Here is a 21101-nt window from a genome sequence, read left to right as displayed (position 1 = left end):
TTCCAAGAGAAACAAAAATATACATCTTTCTCAACGCAGAAAATCATATATTGGCATTGTATAATGTTAACATAGCCAAAAATAACCGTCAACGTTTTTTTGATTTTATGATATAATATCCTTTTTTCTTTTCTACAACTTCAACTTCAGAAAATACTTCTTCTAGTTTTTTCAGTGCAGATGGTGCACCTTGTTTCTTTTGAATAACAATCCACAATTCTCCACCTGGAACTAAATACTCCACAGCGTTTTCTAAAATCTCGTGCACAATATCTTTCCCAGCACGAATTGGAGGATTAGATAGAATAGCAGCATACTTGCCATCTACATTTTCATAGACACTACTTTGAAAAATACGTATATTCTCGATTCTGTTATTAGCGGCGTTTTCTTTTGCAAGTCCAAGCGCCCTTTCATTCACATCCACCATGTGAACGTCAAGATTTTGAAACTCTTTCGCTAACGACAGACCAATAGGACCGTACCCACAACCTACGTCTAATATATCACCTTTAACATCCGGCATTTGAAACGCTTCAATTAAAAGACGGGAACCAAAGTCCACCTCGTTTTTCGAGAACACCCCATGGTCAGATAAAAAAGTAAATCGAGATTCACGAAGTGTAAATTCCCATCGTTTACGATCACTTTTACTTGAAGGGTCGTTAGAAAAATAATGGTCTGCCATATGGCCACCTCTTTTCTTTACAGTTAAAAAAAAAGCTCGCATGAGAGCGAGCTTTTTTTAAAGCATCAAAAGTTAATTACTTAACTTCTACAGCAGCGCCAACTTCTTCAAGTTTAGCTTTCATTTCTTCAGCTTCCTCTTTAGAAACGCCTTCTTTGATTGCTTTTGGAGTGTTGTCAACTAATTCTTTAGCTTCTTTTAAGCCAAGACCAGTGATTTCACGTACAGCTTTGATAACTTTGATTTTTTGAGCGCCAGCACTTGCAAGTACTACGTCAAACTCAGTTTTCTCAGCAGCAGCTTCACCAGCGCCACCAGCTACAGCTACAGGAGCAGCAGCAGTTACGCCGAATTCTTCCTCGATAGCTTTTACTAAGTCGTTAAGTTCTAATACAGTCATAGATTTAACTGCTTCAATGATTTGTTCTTTAGTCATTGTAAATATCCTCCCTTAAATAGGTTTGTATTGTTTTATAGATAACAAGTAATTATCTTTTAAAAAATTAAGCGCCTTGCTCTTCCTTTTGATCTGCAACTGCTTTAGTAGCAAGTGCAAGGTTACGGATTGGAGCTTGAAGAACGCTAAGAAGCATAGAAAGTAAGCCTTCACGTGATGGAAGAGTAGCAATAGCTTTAACCTCATCAAGTGTTACAAGTTTACCTTCGATTACACCAGCTTTAATTTCTAAAGCTTCATGTTTTGTAGCGAAGTCGTTTAATACTTTCGCAGGAGCAACTACATCCTCGTTACTGAACGCGATTGCGTTTGGTCCTGTTAAGAATTCGTTTAACTCAGCCATTTCAGCAGACTCTGCAGCACGACGAGTTAAAGAGTTTTTGTAAACTTTGAACTCAACGCCAGCTTCACGTAAGTTTTTACGTAATTCTGTTGCTTCAGAAACTGTTAAACCACGGTAGTCAACAACGATTGTAGATTTACTCGCGCGAAGTTTTTCAGCGATTTCAGTTACAACTTGTTGTTTAGTTTCGATTACTTTGCTCATGTTATTACACCTCCTGTAGATTATATAGAAGATGTACCGAAAGTGCACTAAAAACCTCCATGCCCAACTTGTAGACATGGAGGCATATAGTCACAGAAAAAAGATTCCGCTTCGTATATTAACACCTAGGTAGGAAATTAAGTCGAATCGACACCTACTGTCTACGGTACACTATTTAAATTCACAACATAAATGATTATATTAAAACTTCTTTATGAAGTCAACTTCCAATTTTTACGCAAGTGTAGAAACATCTACGCGTACGCCAGGTCCCATTGTAGAAGCAACAGTTGCGTTCTTCATGTAAGTACCTTTTGCAGCAGCTGGTTTAGCTTTTTGTAGCGTGTCAGCAATTGTTTTGAAGTTTTCTACTAATTTAGCATCTTCGAAAGATACTTTACCGATTGGAACGTGGATGTTACCAGCTTTATCAACGCGGTATTCAACTTTACCAGCTTTGATTTCGTTAACAGCTTTAGTTACATCGAAAGTAACAGTTCCAGTTTTAGGGTTTGGCATTAAACCTTTAGGTCCTAATACGCGACCAAGTTTACCAACTTCACCCATCATGTCAGGAGTTGCTACTACTACATCGAAGTCGAACCAACCTTGTTGGATTTTACCGATGTAATCAGCATCGCCTACGAATTCAGCGCCAGCAGCTTCAGCTTCTTTTGCTTTTTCGCCTTTAGCGAATACTAATACACGTTGTACTTTACCAGTACCGTGTGGAAGAACAACTGCACCACGAATTTGTTGGTCAGCTTTCTTAGGGTCAACACCTAAACGGAATGCAGCTTCTACAGTTGCATCAAATTTAGCTGTGTTTGTTTTCTTTACTAATTCTACTGCTTCTGTTGCAGAGTAAGCAGCTGCACGATCAACAAGCTTCGCAGCTTCTACGTACTTTTTACCTCTTTTAGCCATTTTTATTTCCTCCTCGAATGTGGTTTTAGCGGAATAACCTCCCACGTTTACGCCTTTTTTCCAGGGATAACCTGAGGATGCGCGCCATCCTTTTATTTAAAAAACGATAATCATTTACGATAATAAAGGTTGCGAATTGGAATTCCAGACCCGCAACCTTTTTTTAAAAACAAATCGAATTAGTCTTCGATAACGATGCCCATACTGCGTGCAGTACCTTCAACCATACGCATTGCAGCTTCTACGCTAGCAGCGTTTAGGTCAGGCATTTTAGTTTCAGCGATTTCGCGTACTTTATCACGCTTAACAGTTGCCACTTTATTACGGTTTGGTTCACCAGAACCAGACTCGATACCAGCTACTTTCTTAAGAAGAACAGCAGCAGGAGGAGTTTTAGTAATGAAAGTGAATGAACGGTCCTCAAATACCGTAATTTCAACAGGGATGATAAGACCAGCTTGATCTGCTGTACGAGCGTTGAACTCTTTACAGAAGCCCATGATGTTAACACCTGCTTGTCCTAATGCTGGACCAACTGGTGGAGCTGGGTTAGCTTTACCTGCAGGAATTTGAAGTTTTACCATTTTAATTACCTTTTTAGCCACGAGACACACCTCCTTAAGTCCGTGATGTGGTCAATTGGACAGTGATTTGCCCTCCCACGTCATATTTTATCTGTAACGATAAAATCTTTCAAAAAACGTCTCCGATAACGAAGACGTACTGACTTAAAAGATATTATCACTTTTTACAATTCATTTCAAGTTTCATTTTATAATTTTTCAATTTGATGGAAGTCAAGTTCAACTGGAGTCTCGCGACCAAACATGTCTACAAGCACACTAACTTTCTTCTTCTCCACATCAATTTCTTCAATAGCACCTGTATAATCTGCGAATGGTCCTTCATTTACACGTACTGTCTCATGAAGTTCAAAATCGAAATCAACCACTTCGTTGTCCATTCCCATATGCTTCATGATGGTAACAACTTCCTCTTCTAATAGAGGAGATGGTTTAGATCCAGAACCAGAAGAACCGACAAAACCTGTTACACCCGGTGTATTACGAACAACATACCAAGAGTCATCAGTCATGATTAGTTCTACTAATACGTAACCTGGGAACACTTTTCTTTTCATTAATTTTTCTTTACCGTTTTTCATTTCTACTTCTACTTCTTCCGGGACAACAACACGGAAAATTTTATCTTGCATACCCATTGATTCTACACGTTTCTCTAGGTTTGCTTTTACTTTATTTTCATATCCAGAATAAGTATGGACAACATACCAACTTTTTTCCATTCATTTAGGACGAGCGTCCTTCCCTCCCTGACGTACATTTTTTTGCGCAAATGAAAAAACCCGTTCACCGGGCTTTTACACAGTTCTTATAAATAACATTATATCATGGATAAGTGCTTCTTATTCAAGAATTAACCAAGAATTAACCGAATTAAAGAAGAAATGCCCATATCAACTACCGCGAAGAAAATCGCAAAGAAGACAACTGTAGCGATAACAGTCGCGGTTGAGCGGAGTAATTCATCTTTTTTAGGCCAACTTACTTTTTTCATTTCGCGACCTACATCGCCGAAAAAGTTCGTTAAACGCATCTGCGGGACCTCCAGTGTATTATTTCAATTATTTATTTTGTTTCCTTGTGAACTGTATGCTTATTGCATGTTTTACAAAACTTCTTTATCTCAAGTCGCTCTACTGAGCTCGTATCTTTCATCGTAGAGTAGTTTCGATTTTTACACTCTTCACATGAGAGTACAACTTTTTTCCTCATTAGTTACACCAACCTTGTAACATTATGTCCCTAAAAATGTATCATACAACAAAAGATAATGTCAATGTCATGACTTCCACTCTCTCTACAAAAAGAAAACAGGTGAATTATTTTACACCTGCGGTATTTACTACGAATTTAAAGTTGTACTCTCTCTCATCTCCATATATCTTTCCAATTTCCTTTTCACACGCTGTAATGCGTTATCAATAGATTTCACATGTCTGTTTAACTGTTCTGAAATTTCTTGATAGGAACGGCCATCTAAGTATAAAGAGAGTACTTTTCTTTCTAAATCGCTTAATAATTCAGATATTTTAGATTCTATGTCTGTATATTCTTCCTGACTTATAATCATTTCTTCAGGATCAGTCACTTTTGCTTCTGAAATAACATCTAATAGTGTTCGATCAGATTCCTCATCGTAAATCGGTTTATCTAATGACACATACGAATTTAATGGAATATGTTTTTGCCTTGTCGCTGTTTTAATAGCGGTAATAATTTGTCGAGTGATACACAGTTCAGCAAATGCTTTGAACGAAGACAGCTTGTCCTCCTTATAATCACGAATCGCTTTAAACAATCCAATCATACCTTCTTGAACAATATCTTCTCGATCGGCACCCACTAAGAAATAAGATCTTGATTTCGCACGAACAAAGTTCTTATATTTGTGAATTAAATATTCTAGAGCGTCAGTATTACCTTTTCGAACTAACTCAACGATTGCCTCATCCTCTAAATCACGAAATGTAACGTCGCCTACACTTACGAAGCCTGCTTCCACCTTGATCCCTCCGACCGCTATATATTTAGCAATATTATACAGTAAAAAGATAAAGAGCGTCAATGCTTCAACGCTCTCCTCTTCTTAATTTTTCTAATTTTTCTGTAATATCTTTACTAAATATCTTTCGCATGGCAGGTTGCTTTTCTTTCGTATCTTTCGTACGTCTTCTTACTTGTTGTTCCATCGCTTGCACTTCTAACTCTAATTCACGTGCAGATTTCCGAAGTGCACCTTGCCCAAATATAACCCATTGCTCCGTATAATCTGAAGTTGCAACGTATATTTGTGTATTTATATTTCTAAGCTCAATCGCAAGTTGCTCTATCTTTTCATCTGCAGTTTGATTCTTCCTCGTGAATATTACTTCCACCCGCGATTGTTTCATCTTCTTTTCAATACCATGGACTGTATAGGCATCAAAGACAATCATTACTTTTGTGCCTGTATAACCTTGATAATCCGCCATCTTATCAATAAGCGCGTCTCTTGATGATTGTAAATCCACATCCCGCAGTTTCTTCAAGTCTCCCCAAGCTCCGATAATGTTGTAACCGTCAACGATTAAAATATCGTTCATTTTTTATTTACCAATTTCGTGACGTTTACGATATACCTCATACATTAACAAACTTGCGGCTACTGAAGCATTTAAGGATGTAACTTTACCAACCATCGGTAAAGTAATTAGGAAATCACACTTTTCACCAATAATACGACTCATACCTTTTCCTTCACTACCGATTACTAATCCAATTGGCATTTTACCATCTAAATGACGGTAATCCGTTTTTCCTTTGGCATCTGTACCAGCAATCCAAAGTCCACGTTCTTTTAATTCATCAATTGTACGAGATAAGTTTGTTACGCGCGCAACAGGAATATATTCAATTGCTCCAGTCGATGCTTTCGCAACTGATGCTGTAAGCCCCACCGCTCTTCTTTTCGGAATAATAATTCCATGAGCTCCTGTTGCATCAGCAGTACGCATAATAGAACCTAGGTTATGTGGATCTTCAATTTCATCTAAAATTAAGAAGAACGGATCTTCATTACGTTTTTCTGCTACTTTGAATAAATCTTCTAACTCAGCATATTGATATGCAGCTACTTGAGCAATTACACCTTGATGATTACCCTCAACTAATTGATCTAACTTCTTCTTTGGTGCATGTTGTAAAATAATCTTATTCTCTTTCGCTAATGCTAGTACAATCTGTACTTGCCCTTTGGCAGCACCTTCTGCGATCCAAATTTTATTAATATCTCTCCCTGATCGTAACGCTTCAATTACAGGGTTACGTCCGATAATATATTCACTACTCATGATGATGTGCCCCCTTCCTTTTCTTCTAAAACAGCAATTGCCTTATATACAATCTCGTCTAATCTTTCACGATTATTTAATAAATGATGATAACCGATTAGCGCTTCAAAGGCTGTACTATGTCGATATGTTTGTACATCCGTATTTTTTGGAACGGTACCTGAATTTGCATTACGCCCTCTTCTTAATACCGCCTCTTCTTCCTCTGTCAAAAATGCCGTCTCTAATAAATGATAAACAACTTTTGCCTGTGCTTTTGCCGAAACAAAGCTCGTCCCTAAGCGATGTAATTGATTAGGGCGAACTTTTCCTTTTTGAAGGAGGTGATAGCGGATATATTGTTCATATACCGCATCACCCATATATGCTAACGCCAAGCTGTTTAATTGCTTTGCATCAATCATTCTTATCCTCTTTTCCATCTTGTACCTTGAGCGGTATCTTCTAAAATAATATTACGTTCTTTTAAATCATCGCGAATTTGATCGGATAATGCGAAATCGCGATTTTTACGAGCTTCAATACGCTTTTGGATAAGTGCTTCAATTTCTTCATCAAGCAACTCTTCTTGTGCTAATTCTAATCCTAAAATATCAAATAATGTTTCAAGTTGTTTTACGTATACTTCAATTACAACTTTAGAAGTATGTTCTTCTAACAAATATTGATTTGCATGATTTGCTACATTATATAATTCAGTAATTGCATTAGCCGTATTGAAATCATCATCCATCGCTTCTTCAAATGCAACCTGGAATTTTTCCATTTCAGCTAACCATTTCTCATTATGATCTGTTAAATCCGTACTACTTTCCATACGATGCTTTAAGTTACCGTAAGCTGTTTTAATTCTTTCTAGCCCATTATTCGTACTTTGTAATAACTCTTCACTAAAGTTAATTGGGTGACGGTAATGTACCGATAACATAAAGAATCTAATTAACTGTGGATCATATTGCTTAATGATATCGTGAACTAAAATGAAGTTTCCAAGCGACTTAGACATCTTCTCATTATTAATATTAATATATCCATTATGCATCCAATATCGTGCAAATGTTTTTCCAGTCAGCGCCTCGGACTGCGCAATTTCATTTTCATGATGAGGAAATGCTAAATCTTGACCACCAGCATGAATATCAATTGTATCCCCTAAATATTTACGCGCCATTGCCGAGCATTCAATATGCCATCCCGGGCGTCCTTTCCCCCAAGGGCTTTCCCAGAAGATTTCCCCTTCTTTCGCAGCTTTCCATAAAGCAAAGTCAAGAGGGTCTTGTTTCTTTTCTCCTACTTCAATACGTGCACCGTGACGTAAATCTGCGATTGGTTGGTGCGATAATTTACCGTAACCTTCGAATTCTTTCGTTCTAAAGTACACATCACCTTCTGATTCATATGCATATCCCTTATTCACAAGTTCTTGAATAAATTCAATAATGATATCCATATTTTCCGTTACACGCGGATGAACCGTTGCATGTTTGCAACCTAGCGCCGTTACATCTTCAAAGTACGCTTCAACGAAACGGTCAGCAATCGTCGGTACATCTTCACCTAATTCATTTGCCGCTTTAATTAATTTATCATCTACGTCAGTAAAGTTAGATACATATTGCACGTCGTATCCTTTGTATTCTAAATAACGGCGCACTGTATCGAATACCATTGGAGGTCTCGCATTCCCAATATGAATATAGTTATAAACTGTAGGTCCGCACACATACATCTTTACCTTATTTTCTTCTAATGGAATAAACTCTTCTTTTTGACGTGTTAACGTATTATAAATGTGAATAGTCATTTTTATCCTTCCTTTCTACCTTTACTTCCAGTTGTTTCTTTAGTTTATCAAGCTCCACTTCCATAGCCTTTAATTTATCAAAAATCGGATCCGGAAGATCGGAATGATTTAACTCTTGACCAATCTTTACTCCATTTTGAATTACGACTCGGCCTGGTATACCTACAACTGTAGAATGTGCAGGAACTTCTTTTAATACGACCGATCCTGCTCCGATTTTAGAATTCTCTCCCACAGTAATAGAACCAAGGACTTTAGCACCCGTTGCAATTAATACATTATCCTGAATTGTAGGATGCCTCTTTCCTTTTTCTTTTCCTGTACCACCTAATGTAACTCCTTGATAAATTGTTACATTATCACCAATTTCACACGTTTCTCCAATTACAACTCCCATTCCATGATCGATGAAAAAACGCCGACCAATAGTTGCTCCTGGATGAATCTCAATGCCAGTAAAAAAACGACTAACTTGTGAGATCCAACGTGCCATAAAGAAAAAATTCCTTTTATAAAAAGCATGTGCAATTCGATGGGCCCAAACTGCATGTAATCCAGAGTAAGTTAAAATGACTTCGAAATAACTTCTTGCCGCTGGATCCTGTTCAAAAACGACTTCAATATCTTCCCGAAGCCTCTTAAACATCGATGTTCCCTCCCCTTTATGGGCTGCTTTTTTCGAGTGAACTAACTCCCTTAACTCCCCACTTATCCCCCTAAATCTTTATACAAGAAAATAAAACTTATACTCCTACCCATTTACATGGTATAAAAAAAGACGCCTCTGTCATATTGACAGAGACGCCTTATAAGCGCGGTTCCACTCTGTTTAGGCTAAAGAAAGCCTCAAACTCATCCATGATAACGGTTTACACCGCTTCTGTTTACTTTGCGCCCTAAGACGTTTCACGAAATACTTCGCTGTTCAACAGAAGACTCGAAGGGGCATTTCAAAAACCCGCTTATAAACCACTTCCAGCCTAAAGGTGGTTCTCTCTGTAAAAAGCCTGATTTTCTACTTCTCCTTCTCGTCGCTTTTCCTTATTAGGTTTTAGGTATACTTATTATATTTCTAAACCTAGAAAATGTTAACCAATTACTTTTTGAATACGATTTAAAACTTTTTCTTTTCCAAGAAGAGCAATAGCGTTAGGAAGCTCTGGACCGTGTGTTTGTCCAGTAGTAGCAACACGGATTGGCATAAATAGATTTTTACCTTTATGTCCTGTTTCTTTTTGAACTGCTTTAATAGCTGCCTTAACTGCTGCTGGCTCCATTGCTTCTAGAGCTTCTAATTGATCGGCAAATGTACGAAGTACTTCAGGTACTTGTTCACCTTTCAATACTTCTTGTCCCTCTTCTTCATGATCAACATGATCTTTAAAGAACATTTCAGAAAGCTCTACAATTTCAGCTCCAAAGCTCATTTGGTCATGATATAAAGCAATTACATCACGAACCCAAGCTTGTTCTTGTTCGCTTAAGTTTTCACCTACGCGGCCCGCTTTCACTAAATGTGGTAAGCTTAGTTCAACAACCGTATCTAAATCTTGTTTTTTCATATATTGGTTGTTCATCCATTTTAGTTTTTGAGAATCAAATAATGCAGGTGATTTTGATAAACGAGCTGCATCAAACATTTTGATAAACTCATCTTGAGAGAAGATTTCTTCTTCTCCTACTGGTGACCAACCTAGTAGTGCAATAAAGTTAAAGATTGCTTCTGGAAGATATCCAAGCTCTTTATATTGCTCAATAAATTGAATAATAGATTCATCACGCTTACTTAACTTTTTACGGCTTTCATTTACAATTAAAGTCATATGACCGAATTGTGGGATATCCCAACCGAAAGCTTCGTAAATCATCATTTGTTTTGGCGTGTTTGAAATATGATCATCACCACGAAGCACGTGTGTAATCTCCATTAAATGATCATCTACTGCTACCGCAAAGTTATAAGTTGGAATTCCATCTTTTTTCACGATAACGAAATCGCCAAAATCATTTGAATGGAATGCAACTTCGTCTTTTACGATATCTTTAAACGTGTAGTCGCGATCAGCCGGTACACGGAAGCGAATACTTGGAATGCGGCCTTCAGCCTCAAAACCTTTCATTTGCTCCTCAGTTAAATCACGGTGATTTCCTGCATAACGCGGTGTTTCACCACGAGCGATTTGACCTTCACGCTCTGCTTCTAGCTCTTCTTCTGTCATATAACATTTGTAAGCTAAACCACGCTCTAATAAATCTTCATATAGTTTTTTATAAATATCTAAACGCTCTGTTTGACGATATGGTCCAAATTCACCACCAACATCAACACCTTCATCCCAGTCCATACCGAGCCATTTCAAGTATTTTAATTGGCTTTCTTCTCCACCAGCAACATTACGTTTTACATCAGTATCTTCAATACGAATAATAAACTTACCATCTTGATGACGAGCAAATAAATAATTAAATAATGCCGTACGCGCATTTCCGATATGTAAGTGTCCTGTTGGACTTGGCGCATAGCGCACTCTCACTTGCTTTTCCATAATTGGTACACCTTCCAATCTTAATGTCAACACATTCTATAATTGTACACCAAAAAAACGTGATTATCCATCTTACGAATTAAAAACCATTATTTTTTCTGTAATAAAACAACCGCTTGAGAAGCAATTCCTTCTTCTCTACCTGTAAATCCTAATTTTTCTGTTGTTGTTGCCTTTACATTAATATTATCAATAGACGTTTCTAATAGTTCACTAATACGTTTACGCATGCTTTCAATATGCGGTGCCATTTTTGGTTTTTGTGCAATAATTGTACAATCAAGGTTCCCTAGCTCGTAACCATGTTCACGCACAAATTCCCAAACTTTTTGTAACAATACAGCTGAATCTGCATCTTTAAAGGCAGGATCCGTATCAGGAAAATGCTTACCAATATCCCCTGCTGCAATTGCTCCTAAACATGCGTCAGCAATCGTATGTAACAATACGTCAGCATCCGAGTGACCAATTAATCCTTTCTCATGAGGAATTGTAATTCCACCGATAATTAACGGTCTACCTTCCGCAAATTCATGCACATCAAAACCTTGTCCAATTCGAAACATTCTTTACATCCTCCTCAAGCTAAACTACTGAGCTTTATGACTCTATATTATATCGCTATCCTTATAAAGAAAAGCCCGGCCGTTGCCGAGCTTTTCTTTACTATAATACCACCACTGCTATCTCTTCTGAACATGAAGGAAACTTTCAGCAATTAATAAATCCTCTGGGGTTGTCACTTTAATATTATAGTAACTCCCCTCTACTACACCTACTTGCTTTCCGATTCGTTCTACGAGGCTTGCATCATCCGTACCAAGGAAACAACTCTGTTTTGCACTTCTATGAGCTTCTAATAAAAGAGGGACAGAGAATCCTTGCGGCGTTTGAACAGCTTTAAGCTGAGAACGTTCTATTGTTTCAACAACAACATTCTGTTCCACTTTCTTAACTGTATCCTTCACTGGCACGGCACAAATAGAAGCACCATACTTTTCCGCTGAAGTTAATACATCTTGAATCATTTTATTCGTTACGAACGGGCGCGCACCATCGTGTACGAGAACATACTCAACTCCGCTCACATGCTGAAGCGCATTATATACGCTATCTTGTCGTTCAGCTCCGCCCTGAATAAATTGCACCTGTTTTTCAACTGGGTACTTCTGCATTAACTCCTCAAAATAAGGACGTTCCTCTTCGTTAATTGCCATAATAATACTTTCACATGCTTTATCTTTTTCAAAAGCACGTAATGTATGCACAATAATCGGTACTTCATTTATAAGTAAGAATAACTTATTTTTGCCAGCACCCATCCGTTTTCCTTGACCCGCTGCCGGAATAATTAATGTATACATATTAATAATCCTCTACTTATAATGCTTTTTCTAATAGTTTACGTTTTGCGAAAATCATACGGCCAGCCGATGTTTGCAACACACTCGTAACAAGTACATTGAGTTGCGAGCCGACATATTCTCTACCATCTTCTACTACAATCATCGTGCCATCATCTAAATATGCAACACCTTGATTTTGTTCTTTACCATCTTTTACAACATAAACACTTAGTTCTTCACCAGGGAGTACAACTGGTTTAATTGCATTCGCTAAATCGTTAATGTTTAACACTGTTACTCCTTGTAATTCAGAAACTTTGTTTAAGTTGAAATCATTTGTTACAACAGTCCCACCAGTGATTTTCGCTAACTTTACAAGCTTGCTATCCACCTCTTGGATATCATCGAAATCGCCTTCATAAATTTCCACCGGAATTGGCATCTCTTTTTGAATACGATTTAAAATATCTAATCCTCTGCGACCACGATTACGCTTTAAAGCATCGGAAGAATCAGCAATATGCTGAAGCTCTTCTAATACGAATTGCGGAATCACAATTGTTCCTTCTAAAAACTTCGTCTGGCAAATATCAGCAATACGTCCATCAATAATTACACTCGTATCGAGAATTTTCCAATGAGCTGTAGATTTTTCTACCTCTACCTCTTCGTTCTCACTATTGCTTTTCTTTTTACCTCCGCGTTGGGGTAATGTAAATAATCCTAACAATTCATTTCTCTTTTTAAACCCTACTTGGAATCCTAAATAACCAAGTAAAAGGGTAAAGAACACTTGTAATACTGTACTAATGACTGGAATCGTGAATTCACGAATTGGTATTAAAATTAAATATGCAACAATAAGACCAGAGATCAATCCTAATGTACCAAATAAAACATCTGCTACAGGTGCCTTTACAAGGGCTTCTTCGATATGCTTAATAAGTTGGACAATATAATCTACAAGCCAAAATGTTGTTAAAAATAAAATAATTGCACCAATAATCGCACGAACATACGATCCCTCGAGCCATGGAACAGCACCGATGTCCAATACATTAATAACTTTTGGGATAAAGAAAATCCCTAATGCTCCCCCGATTACTAAAAAGAAGAGCTGTACGATCCGTTTTAACATCCAACCACCTCCTACTCATTATTAACCATTGTTTCGCTAATCAAAACGCCGAATGCAAAAGCGGATGTGTTTTTTTGTAAATAGTTTTATTTACCAATATACCATATCATATACCAAAAGTGTTCTAGTGTCGTTATATTATGGAATCAATGTAATATTCTTAATTGTGTCTACTCATGTAGAGATGCTCTTGAATTCTTTTTAAACCTTCTCGTATTTTCTTCGCCCTGACTTCTCCAATTCCTTCCACATCGTCCAATTCATTAATAGTTGCACGACAGACACCTTGTAACGTTTTAAATCGATTAATTAAATTTTCAATGATAAGTGGTGGAACACGAGAAATTTTACTTGTGATTCGGTATCCTCTTGGTGTCACGCTTGCTTCTAAGCTCGTTTGTCCTGGATAGCCAAGCAATTTAACTAAATCGCTATCCTCTAGAAGTTGTGTATTTGCAAGATCTTGTAACTTTTTCAAAATTTGATGGTGATCTTGCGTTTTTTCTTGATAATAGTCTTTAATTAATAACGCTGCCTCTGCTTCTAAGTCGGCTAGTAATTCTGTAAGCTGTAAACGAATTAACCTTCCTTCTGTTCCTAACTCATGAATATAGCTCAATATTTCATTTTTAATACGCAGTACCATTTCAACACTATGTAAAACATGAACGACCTCGGACATTGTAACGACCTCTTCAAATTCTAGAATGCCCAAATTCGTAATACCATCATTCCATACAGCTTTATATTTTTCTAACGTTTGAATAGCTTGATTTGCCTTCGTTAAAATAACACCTATATCCTTTAGTGTATAACGTAAGCTCCCTTGATATAGTGTAATTACGTTACGTCTTTGTGAAATAGCCACAACAAGGCTGCCCGTCTGCTTGGCTACACGCTCTGCCGTTCGGTGGCGCATACCCGTTTCAATAGAATCAATGGCTGACTCTGGAACTAATTGTGCATTTGCAATTAAAATTTTACTCCCAGTTTCATTTAAAATAAGTGCCCCATCCATTTTTGCTAATTCATATAAACTAGCAGGTGAGAATGCACAATTAATGTGAAACCCTCCATCAACAATACTTTTAATCTGCTCATTATACCCAAGGACAATTAGTCCCCCTGTTTGCGCACGAAGTACGTTATCTATCCCTTCGCGCAGTGGTGTTCCTGGGGCAACGAGCTGTAGAATGTTAATCATACTTTTGACACGTTGCTTGTTTTCCTCCATAGCCTAGCCTCCTAATGTCAAACGAAGCGCTTCTCCTAAATTAGAAACACCCACTACCTCAATCCCATCCGGAATTGTCCATCCCCCTAAATTTTTTCTAGGAATAATAGCACGTTGAAATCCTAATTTCGCTGCTTCTTGTACACGTTGTTCAATTCTTGATACTCTTCTTATTTCTCCAGTTAGTCCTACTTCTCCTATTACCGCATCAGTTGGTGCAGTAGATTTATCCTTGAAACTTGAAGCGATACTTAATGCGACAGCTAAATCAATTGCTGGTTCATCTAATTTCAAACCACCTGCGACTTTTAAATACGCATCTTGATTTTGCAACAATAAACCTGTTCTTTTTTCTAGTACTGCCATAATAAGTGAAACGCGGTTATGATCAATTCCCGTCGCCATTCTTCGAGGATTTCCAAAACTAGTAGGGGAGATTAATGCTTGTATTTCTACTAAAACCGGTCTTGTTCCTTCCATTGAAGCAACCACCGTGGATCCTGCGACTCCAACCGGCCTTTCCTCAAGGAAAATTTCAGAAGGGTTTAAGACTTCCGCAAGACCAAGTTCCTTCATTTCAAAGATACCCATTTCATTCGTGGAACCAAAACGGTTCTTAACAGCCCGCAAAATACGATATGTATGGTGGCGATCTCCTTCAAAGTAAAGAACTGCATCAACCATATGTTCTAACATACGCGGCCCTGCAATTGCACCCTCTTTTGTCACATGTCCGACGATAAAAATAGGGATCCCCTTTGTCTTTGCAAGTTTCATTAGTTCTGCTGTACATTCACGTACTTGTGCCACACTTCCAGGAGCTGACGTCACTTCGGGTAAATGTATCGTTTGAATAGAGTCAATAACAACAAAGGCTGGATTCATCTCTTCAATATGTGCTGCAATTCGTTGTAAGTCAGTCTCTGATACAACGAATAAATTACTACCCTTTACATGCAAACGATCTGCACGAAGTTTTATCTGCTTTGCCGACTCCTCACCCGATATATATAGTACATCATATGAAGAATCTGCTAATTGCGATGAAATCTGTAGTAGCAATGTCGATTTCCCAATCCCAGGGTCTCCACCAATGAGTACTAAAGATCCATCTACAATGCCTCCACCAAGTACACGGTTAAACTCCTGAAATTTCGTTTCAATACGCGCCTCAGACTTTGTTTCTACTTCTGTTAGGCGTCTTGGTTTTGTTACTTCTGATTGAATTGCATTTGCATAATTAAGGCGCCTTGATGATACAACTGGTTCCATCTCTTCAACAAGCGTATTCCATTGACCACATCCAGGACATTTCCCCATATATTTTGGTGACTGATAACCACATTCTTGACATGTAAATTTTGTTTTCTTTTTAGCCATATCTTTTTATAGTTCACTTCACTTTCATCTATAAACGTTTATCCTTCTCGTACAAGAAAGAGGGCTATCGCGTAGCCCTCTTTGTTTGTCTATACTTATTTTACCTTTTCCGCACCATGAATGACAAATGATTCTCCTTCTACATCAAAGATAACTTTTTGTCCTTTCTCAATAGCACCTTTTAAAAGCTCTTCTGATAGTCTATCTTCTACATGTTTCTGAATTGCTCTACGAAGCGGACGAGCACCGTACTCACGATCAAATCCTTTATCAGCAATTGCTGAAATTGCTCCTTCTGTTAAGTGCAATTCAATTTCTTGTTCTTTTAAGCGATTCACTAACTGATTTACCAGAAGTGTTACAATTTCTTGAATATGTTTTTTCTCAAGCATATGGAACACGATAATTTCATCGATACGGTTTAAGAATTCTGGACGAAATGCTTTTTTCAATTCATCCATTACTTTACCTTTCATATCCGAATAATCACGGCTCTCATCTTGTACGTTAAATCCAAGATGTTTATTACGTTTTAACGCCTCTGCACCAACATTAGACGTCATAATAACAATTGTATTACGGAAATCAACTGTACGTCCTTTAGAATCTGTTAAACGGCCGTCTTCTAATACTTGTAATAAAATATTAAACACATCAGGATGAGCTTTCTCTACTTCATCTAATAAGACAACTGAATATGGCTTGCGACGAACTTTCTCTGTTAATTGTCCACCTTCTTCATATCCAACATATCCTGGAGGAGATCCAACTAAACGAGAAGTAGAATGCTTTTCCATGTACTCAGACATATCGATGCGGATCATTGCATCCTCATCACCGAACATAGATTCCGCTAATGCCCTTGCTAGTTCCGTTTTACCTACACCAGTCGGCCCTAAGAAAATAAATGAGCCAATTGGGCGTTTCGGATCTTTTAATCCCGCTCTCGCACGACGAACAGCTTTTGCCACAGCTACGACTGCTTCTTCCTGCCCAATTAAACGATCGTGTAAAATTGATTCTAAGTTTAATAATTTATCCGTCTCTGTTTGTGCAAGTTTAGAAACCGGAATACGTGTCCATGTGGAAACGACATTTGCAATATCTTCTACCGTTACTTCTGAGTTTTCTTTTCCTTGTTTCTCTTTCCACTGACGCTTTGTATCTTCTAACTTTTCACGTAAACGTTGTTCCATATCACGTAAGGAAGCAGCTTTTTCAAATTCTTGGCTTTGTACAGCTGCATCTTTTTCTTTTCGAATTTCCTCAAGCTTCACTTCAAGCTCTTTTAAGTTTGGCGGTGTTGTATAAGAACGTAAGCGCACTTTTGATGCAGCCTCATCAATTAAATCGATTGCTTTATCAGGTAAGAAACGGTCTGTAATGTAACGATCTGAAAGTTTTACAGCCGCATCGATTGCATCGTCTGTAATAGATACGCGGTGATGCGCCTCATAACGGTCACGTAAACCTTTTAAAATTTGAACTGATTCTTCTAAGTTTGGTTCATCAACATGAATTGGTTGGAAACGTCTTTCTAATGCCGCATCTTTTTCAATATATTTACGATACTCATCTAAAGTTGTTGCACCAATACATTGTAATTCACCACGTGCTAAAGATGGTTTTAAAATATTCGATGCATCAATTGCACCTTCCGCCCCTCCTGCACCAATTAACGTATGAAGCTCATCAATAAATAGAATAATGTTACCAGCTTGGCGAATCTCATCCATCACTTTCTTTAAACGATCCTCAAATTCACCACGATATTTTGTACCAGCAACAACTGTACCCATATCTAATGTCATAACACGCTTATCTCTTAACGTTTCAGGAACTTCATTATTTACAATTTGTTGCGCTAACCCTTCTGCAATTGCCGTTTTACCTACACCAGGCTCTCCAATTAATACTGGATTGTTTTTTGTTCTACGACTTAACACTTCAATTACGCGCTGAATTTCTTTACTACGTCCAATAACAGGATCTAGTCTGCTTTCACGTGCAACAACTGTTAAATCACGTGCTAAACTGTCAAGTGTAGGTGTATTCGCATTTGTTGATGAACCACCTTGATGACCTGAACTAGCTTCATTACTTCCAAGGAGTTGTAACACTTGTTGTCTTGCTTTATTTAGGCTTACACCTAAATTATTTAAAACACGTGCTGCTACACCTTCACCTTCACGGATTAAACCAAGTAAAATATGTTCTGTTCCAACGTAGGAATGGCCCAATTTACGAGCTTCGTCCATAGACAACTCAATAACTTTTTTAGCACGAGGTGTGTAATGTACTGTTTGAGAAGCTTCCGTTCCACGTCCAATTAATGCTTCTACCTCTTTTTGAACTTTCTCTGGACTTAATCCAAGAGCAATTAACGCTTTTGCTGCAATTCCTTCACCTTCGCGTACAAGCCCAAGTAAAATATGTTCTGTTCCAATATTATTATGCCCAATGCGAATTGCTTCCTCTTGAGATAAAGCTAATACTTTCTGTGCTCGTTCTGTAAATCTTCCAAACATCATAGAAATCGCCTCCTACTTGCGCTTAGTTTTGTTCAATACGTAATCGCTCACGGATTAAGGTTGCTCTTCGATAATCTCTTTCTTCTGGTCCTAAAGGTCCTCCTGCATATTGTTGTAAAATGCCTGGCTGAGTAAGAACCATTAACTCAGTCAAAATATTTCTCGATATACCTTGTATATATCCTAGGTCAATACCAAGTCGTACATCTGATAAGCAAGTGGCTGCTTCCGCAGATTGAATTAAACGACTGTTAGCTAGTATGCCGTAAGAACGATATACTTTATCTTCAAGTTCAATACTTGAATTTTGTACAATTAATTCTCTAGCCATTTTTTCTTGTTGTATGATTTGTTGAATGACACTCTTTAAATCTGTAATAATATCTTCTTCTGATTTCCCTAGCGTCATTTGATTTGATACTTGAAATATATTACCTAACGCTTCGCTACCCTCACCGTATATTCCTCTTACTACTAACCCTAATTTTTGAATTACTTGTATAATACGGTTAATTCTTTTCGTTAAAACCAGTCCCGGCAAATGGATCATTACAGAAGCTCTTAATCCTGTACCGACGTTAGTCGGACAACTCGTAATATATCCAAGCGACTCATCAAAAGCATATTCAACCTCTTCCTCGATCCAATTATCTATTTGATTGGCACTTTGAAGCGCCTCTGATAACTGTAATCCTGAAAATAGGCACTGAATTCTAACATGATCTTCTTCATTAAGCATGATACTTATATGTTCACTTTCTGATAGTAGACATGCTCCGTATTCTGCTCCTGCAAGATTTGGACTAATTAAATGCTTCTCAACTAAAACTCTCCTTTGAAGAGGATTTAATTCATTCATTTTTAATAGTTCAAACTTCCCAAAAGGTTCTACCGGTTTATTTACAAACTTCTTCTTAAATAATTCGTGAATCTGTTTAGCTTCTTCCTCGTTTTGCATAGTAGAGAATTGATATTTTTTTAAATTACGAGCCAAACGAATTCGACTACTTAAAACAATATCAGAATCAGGGCCATCCCCCTTCATCCACGGACTAATCGCTTCATTCATAATTCTGTCCAGTGACATAGAACTATTCCCCCTCTCTATGCTCACTAAGCTGATTTTCAAGAGCTCGAATTTCATCTCGTACTTCAGCTGCTTTCTCAAATTCCTCTTTCTGTACATATTGTTTCAGATTGAGTTTTAGTTCATCTAATTCTTTCTTTAAGTAGATATTTCCTTCTATACGTTCCGGAATTTTTCCACAATGATCTGTATGCCCACCATGAAGACGTTTTAATAGTGGCTTTAAATGTTCCTTAAAGGTGTCATAACAAGATGCACACCCAAAGCGTCCCACTTTTGTAAACTGTTCATATGTCATCTTACAATTGGGGCATCTTAATATACTTGCATTTGAAAATGTATTCTGTCCTTCTTCAAACATTGCTGGTTCACCATGTAATAATCCAGCTAATAGATCGTGAAACGAAAAATTAGACTGCGGTGATTGAAAGAAAGACGTATAGCCACTTTGTTCTGCACACTGCTCACAAAGATGAACTTCCGCCTTTTTCTCGTTGATTACTTTTGTATAATGTAAAGTTGCTGGTCTTATATTACAGTTTTGACAAGTCATCGCTATCCCCACCTTTACAACAGGAACGATCTATCTCATGATACTTTTCATACATTACTAGATTGTTCTCTTTCCTTAATCCATTTAATAAAAGTACATGTTATCTTTCAAAATCTCTACAATATTAAACTGCACTATCTTGGTTATCATTCTTAACAAAAGTTATATTTATTTATATTTCAGTGTTCTTAACATTGCGCATAATATTCGAGCCCTAAGTTCATCTCGAGAAGGAACATCCATTAATAATACAGAACGATCTAGTACGCTTAACATAAGTTTAGCTTCACGATTTGTTATAATACCCTCTTCTATTAAACGTATAATCATGCTTTCTGCATTCCCTTGTGCAACGCTATGATCAATCATATGAAGCATTTGATCAATAATGTCTATATCGTCATGCAGTTTGACTTTTATAATGCGAATGTAACCTCCTCCACCTCGTTTACTTTCTACTACGAATCCTCTTTCTAACGTAAAACGGGTATTGATTACATAGTTGATTTGAGATGGCACACAATCGAATCGATCCGCGATCTCATTCCTCTTGATTTCAATCACATTATTATTGCTTAAGTCAATAACTTGCTTTAGATATTTCTCAATGATATCAGATATATTTCTCATTTATCCGCCACCTTTATTGACTTTGACTATCTTTGACTTTAATTATATACGTATTAAAAAAATTTGCAACTCTTTTGCTTATTCACTATCCTAGCCACATTTCTCAATCTTTAATCAAAAGAGCGATTCTTTAAGTAAAGATTTTTTAAATTACTATGAATTATAAAAGAAAACACAAAAAAACACGAGTCAAAAGACTCGTGTTTTAGTTGCTTGGCGACGTCCTACTCTCACAGGGACAAGGTCCCAACTACCATCGGCGCTAGAGAGCTTAACTTCCGTGTTCGGTATGGGAACGGGTGTGACCTCTCTGCCATCAT

24 protein-coding genes, 1 rRNA gene and 2 other annotated features are annotated in these 21101 nt (G+C 37.5%); all 25 genes read right to left on the bottom strand.

All coding sequences use genetic code 11. From position 1 onward, the window contains the following. Nucleotides 1-88: 88 nt before the first annotated feature. Nucleotides 89-688, bottom strand: a complete 600-nt coding sequence (locus ACTFQM_RS25830) for a class I SAM-dependent methyltransferase (RefSeq protein ID WP_440036836.1) — start codon at nt 686-688, stop codon at nt 89-91. A 76-nt stretch (nt 689-764) separates the two neighbouring features. Continuing rightward, a complete protein-coding gene (gene rplL / locus ACTFQM_RS25825) occupies nt 765-1124 on the bottom strand; it encodes a 50S ribosomal protein L7/L12 (RefSeq protein ID WP_000159737.1) in 360 nt (119 codons plus the stop codon). Nucleotides 1125-1191: 67 nt separating this feature from the next. Beyond that, entirely contained in the window at nt 1192-1692 is a 501-nt protein-coding gene (rplJ, locus tag ACTFQM_RS25820; RefSeq protein ID WP_048374302.1) for a 50S ribosomal protein L10, read from the bottom strand. A gap of 39 nt (nt 1693-1731) precedes the next feature. Beyond that, nucleotides 1732-1877 (bottom strand) — a sequence feature (ribosomal protein L10 leader region). Nucleotides 1878-1926: 49 nt separating this feature from the next. Next, nucleotides 1927-2619, bottom strand: a complete 693-nt coding sequence (gene rplA, locus ACTFQM_RS25815) for a 50S ribosomal protein L1 (RefSeq protein WP_002074134.1) — start codon at nt 2617-2619, stop codon at nt 1927-1929. 179 nt (nt 2620-2798) lie between these two features. Further along, on the bottom strand, nt 2799-3224 hold the full coding sequence (rplK, locus tag ACTFQM_RS25810; protein ID WP_001085872.1) for a 50S ribosomal protein L11: 426 nt from the start codon (nt 3222-3224) through the stop codon (nt 2799-2801). 167 nt (nt 3225-3391) lie between these two features. Continuing rightward, nucleotides 3392-3925: a transcription termination/antitermination protein NusG gene (gene nusG / locus ACTFQM_RS25805; protein ID WP_000415794.1), complete on the bottom strand. Its 534-nt coding sequence runs from the start codon at nt 3923-3925 to the stop codon at nt 3392-3394. Between the two features lie 131 nt (nt 3926-4056). Beyond that, nucleotides 4057-4236, bottom strand: a complete 180-nt coding sequence (secE, locus tag ACTFQM_RS25800; protein ID WP_001241321.1) for a preprotein translocase subunit SecE — start codon at nt 4234-4236, stop codon at nt 4057-4059. Between the two features lie 32 nt (nt 4237-4268). Next, nucleotides 4269-4415 (bottom strand): 50S ribosomal protein L33, encoded by a 147-nt coding sequence (rpmG, locus tag ACTFQM_RS25795; protein ID WP_012260172.1) that lies wholly within the window; start codon nt 4413-4415, stop codon nt 4269-4271. A 130-nt stretch (nt 4416-4545) separates the two neighbouring features. Then, entirely contained in the window at nt 4546-5205 is a 660-nt protein-coding gene (locus tag ACTFQM_RS25790) for an RNA polymerase sporulation sigma factor SigH (protein WP_000387198.1), read from the bottom strand. A 67-nt stretch (nt 5206-5272) separates the two neighbouring features. Then, the gene (locus ACTFQM_RS25785) at nt 5273-5785 is read right to left on the bottom strand and encodes an NYN domain-containing protein (RefSeq protein ID WP_440036835.1); all 513 of its coding nucleotides are present in this window, start codon (nt 5783-5785) and stop codon (nt 5273-5275) included. Nucleotides 5786-5788: 3 nt separating this feature from the next. Next, on the bottom strand, nt 5789-6532 hold the full coding sequence (gene rlmB / locus ACTFQM_RS25780; protein WP_048374303.1) for a 23S rRNA (guanosine(2251)-2'-O)-methyltransferase RlmB: 744 nt from the start codon (nt 6530-6532) through the stop codon (nt 5789-5791). Continuing rightward, complete coding sequence (locus ACTFQM_RS25775; RefSeq protein WP_000564261.1) at nt 6529-6936, bottom strand: Mini-ribonuclease 3; 408 nt, start codon at nt 6934-6936, stop codon at nt 6529-6531. The genes rlmB and ACTFQM_RS25775 overlap by 4 nt, the downstream gene beginning before the upstream one ends. 2 nt (nt 6937-6938) lie before the next feature. Further along, the gene (cysS, locus tag ACTFQM_RS25770; RefSeq protein ID WP_440036834.1) at nt 6939-8336 is read right to left on the bottom strand and encodes a cysteine--tRNA ligase; all 1398 of its coding nucleotides are present in this window, start codon (nt 8334-8336) and stop codon (nt 6939-6941) included. Continuing rightward, nucleotides 8317-8982 carry a serine O-acetyltransferase gene (gene cysE, locus ACTFQM_RS25765; protein WP_440036833.1) on the bottom strand — a complete coding sequence of 222 codons (666 nt, stop codon included), beginning with the start codon at nt 8980-8982 and terminating at the stop codon, nt 8317-8319. The genes cysS and cysE overlap by 20 nt, the downstream gene beginning before the upstream one ends. Nucleotides 8983-9130: 148 nt before the next feature. Continuing rightward, nucleotides 9131-9377: a binding site (T-box leader), on the bottom strand. Between the two features lie 47 nt (nt 9378-9424). Further along, nucleotides 9425-10882: a glutamate--tRNA ligase gene (gene gltX / locus ACTFQM_RS25760; RefSeq protein ID WP_242274112.1), complete on the bottom strand. Its 1458-nt coding sequence runs from the start codon at nt 10880-10882 to the stop codon at nt 9425-9427. 89 nt (nt 10883-10971) lie between these two features. Further along, nucleotides 10972-11448, bottom strand: coding sequence for a 2-C-methyl-D-erythritol 2,4-cyclodiphosphate synthase (ispF, locus tag ACTFQM_RS25755; RefSeq protein WP_061678377.1), 477 nt, complete (start codon nt 11446-11448; stop codon nt 10972-10974). A gap of 117 nt (nt 11449-11565) precedes the next feature. Next, entirely contained in the window at nt 11566-12246 is a 681-nt protein-coding gene (gene ispD, locus ACTFQM_RS25750) for a 2-C-methyl-D-erythritol 4-phosphate cytidylyltransferase (protein ID WP_440036832.1), read from the bottom strand. A gap of 16 nt (nt 12247-12262) precedes the next feature. Then, a complete protein-coding gene (locus ACTFQM_RS25745) occupies nt 12263-13366 on the bottom strand; it encodes a PIN/TRAM domain-containing protein (RefSeq protein WP_440036830.1) in 1104 nt (367 codons plus the stop codon). Nucleotides 13367-13526: 160 nt separating this feature from the next. Continuing rightward, nucleotides 13527-14600, bottom strand: coding sequence for a DNA integrity scanning diadenylate cyclase DisA (disA, locus tag ACTFQM_RS25740; protein ID WP_025149635.1), 1074 nt, complete (start codon nt 14598-14600; stop codon nt 13527-13529). A gap of 3 nt (nt 14601-14603) precedes the next feature. Then, entirely contained in the window at nt 14604-15980 is a 1377-nt protein-coding gene (radA, locus tag ACTFQM_RS25735) for a DNA repair protein RadA (RefSeq protein WP_071717892.1), read from the bottom strand. A 95-nt stretch (nt 15981-16075) separates the two neighbouring features. Further along, nucleotides 16076-18511, bottom strand: a complete 2436-nt coding sequence (clpC, locus tag ACTFQM_RS25730) for an ATP-dependent protease ATP-binding subunit ClpC (protein WP_440036828.1) — start codon at nt 18509-18511, stop codon at nt 16076-16078. 22 nt (nt 18512-18533) lie between these two features. Continuing rightward, nucleotides 18534-19598, bottom strand: coding sequence for a protein arginine kinase (locus tag ACTFQM_RS25725; protein WP_440036826.1), 1065 nt, complete (start codon nt 19596-19598; stop codon nt 18534-18536). 4 nt (nt 19599-19602) lie between these two features. After that, nucleotides 19603-20151 (bottom strand): UvrB/UvrC motif-containing protein, encoded by a 549-nt coding sequence (locus tag ACTFQM_RS25720; RefSeq protein ID WP_440036825.1) that lies wholly within the window; start codon nt 20149-20151, stop codon nt 19603-19605. A gap of 168 nt (nt 20152-20319) precedes the next feature. Further along, entirely contained in the window at nt 20320-20781 is a 462-nt protein-coding gene (gene ctsR, locus ACTFQM_RS25715) for a transcriptional regulator CtsR (RefSeq protein ID WP_002115277.1), read from the bottom strand. Between the two features lie 211 nt (nt 20782-20992). Then, nucleotides 20993-21101 (bottom strand): 5S ribosomal RNA (gene rrf / locus ACTFQM_RS25710); the annotation flags it as partial.

It is taken from the genome of Bacillus cereus group sp. MYBK30-2, assembly GCF_051915945.1.
Classification (GTDB): Bacteria; Bacillota; Bacilli; order Bacillales; family Bacillaceae_G; genus Bacillus_A; species Bacillus_A paramycoides.
Note: the sequence above shows the minus strand (reverse complement) of the source record. Positions and strands in the feature narration are given on the sequence as shown.

Bases quoted from the DNA above. Each gene is read 5' to 3' on its own strand.
- ctsR (WP_002115277.1), bottom strand. From the start codon at position 20,781: ATGAGAAATATATCTGATATCATTGAGAAATATCTAAAGCAAGTTATT.
- ispF (WP_061678377.1), bottom strand. From the start codon at position 11,448: ATGTTTCGAATTGGACAAGGTTTTGATGTGCATGAATTTGCGGAAGGT.
- rplL (WP_000159737.1), bottom strand. From the start codon at position 1,124: ATGACTAAAGAACAAATCATTGAAGCAGTTAAATCTATGACTGTATTA.
- disA (WP_025149635.1), bottom strand. From the start codon at position 14,600: ATGGAGGAAAACAAGCAACGTGTCAAAAGTATGATTAACATTCTACAG.
- gltX (WP_242274112.1), bottom strand. From the start codon at position 10,882: ATGGAAAAGCAAGTGAGAGTGCGCTATGCGCCAAGTCCAACAGGACAC.
- ACTFQM_RS25720 (WP_440036825.1), bottom strand. From the start codon at position 20,151: ATGACTTGTCAAAACTGTAATATAAGACCAGCAACTTTACATTATACA.
- ACTFQM_RS25785 (WP_440036835.1), bottom strand. From the start codon at position 5,785: ATGAACGATATTTTAATCGTTGACGGTTACAACATTATCGGAGCTTGG.
- rplA (WP_002074134.1), bottom strand. From the start codon at position 2,619: ATGGCTAAAAGAGGTAAAAAGTACGTAGAAGCTGCGAAGCTTGTTGAT.
- rlmB (WP_048374303.1), bottom strand. From the start codon at position 6,532: ATGAGTAGTGAATATATTATCGGACGTAACCCTGTAATTGAAGCGTTA.
- cysE (WP_440036833.1), bottom strand. From the start codon at position 8,982: ATGTTTAAGAGGCTTCGGGAAGATATTGAAGTCGTTTTTGAACAGGAT.
- ACTFQM_RS25745 (WP_440036830.1), bottom strand. From the start codon at position 13,366: ATGTTAAAACGGATCGTACAGCTCTTCTTTTTAGTAATCGGGGGAGCA.
- radA (WP_071717892.1), bottom strand. From the start codon at position 15,980: ATGGCTAAAAAGAAAACAAAATTTACATGTCAAGAATGTGGTTATCAG.
- ACTFQM_RS25775 (WP_000564261.1), bottom strand. From the start codon at position 6,936: ATGATTGATGCAAAGCAATTAAACAGCTTGGCGTTAGCATATATGGGT.
- ACTFQM_RS25725 (WP_440036826.1), bottom strand. From the start codon at position 19,598: ATGTCACTGGACAGAATTATGAATGAAGCGATTAGTCCGTGGATGAAG.
- ACTFQM_RS25830 (WP_440036836.1), bottom strand. From the start codon at position 688: ATGGCAGACCATTATTTTTCTAACGACCCTTCAAGTAAAAGTGATCGT.
- ispD (WP_440036832.1), bottom strand. From the start codon at position 12,246: ATGTATACATTAATTATTCCGGCAGCGGGTCAAGGAAAACGGATGGGT.
- clpC (WP_440036828.1), bottom strand. From the start codon at position 18,511: ATGATGTTTGGAAGATTTACAGAACGAGCACAGAAAGTATTAGCTTTA.
- nusG (WP_000415794.1), bottom strand. From the start codon at position 3,925: ATGGAAAAAAGTTGGTATGTTGTCCATACTTATTCTGGATATGAAAAT.
- cysS (WP_440036834.1), bottom strand. From the start codon at position 8,336: ATGACTATTCACATTTATAATACGTTAACACGTCAAAAAGAAGAGTTT.
- rplJ (WP_048374302.1), bottom strand. From the start codon at position 1,692: ATGAGCAAAGTAATCGAAACTAAACAACAAGTTGTAACTGAAATCGCT.
- rpmG (WP_012260172.1), bottom strand. From the start codon at position 4,415: ATGAGGAAAAAAGTTGTACTCTCATGTGAAGAGTGTAAAAATCGAAAC.
- secE (WP_001241321.1), bottom strand. From the start codon at position 4,236: ATGCGTTTAACGAACTTTTTCGGCGATGTAGGTCGCGAAATGAAAAAA.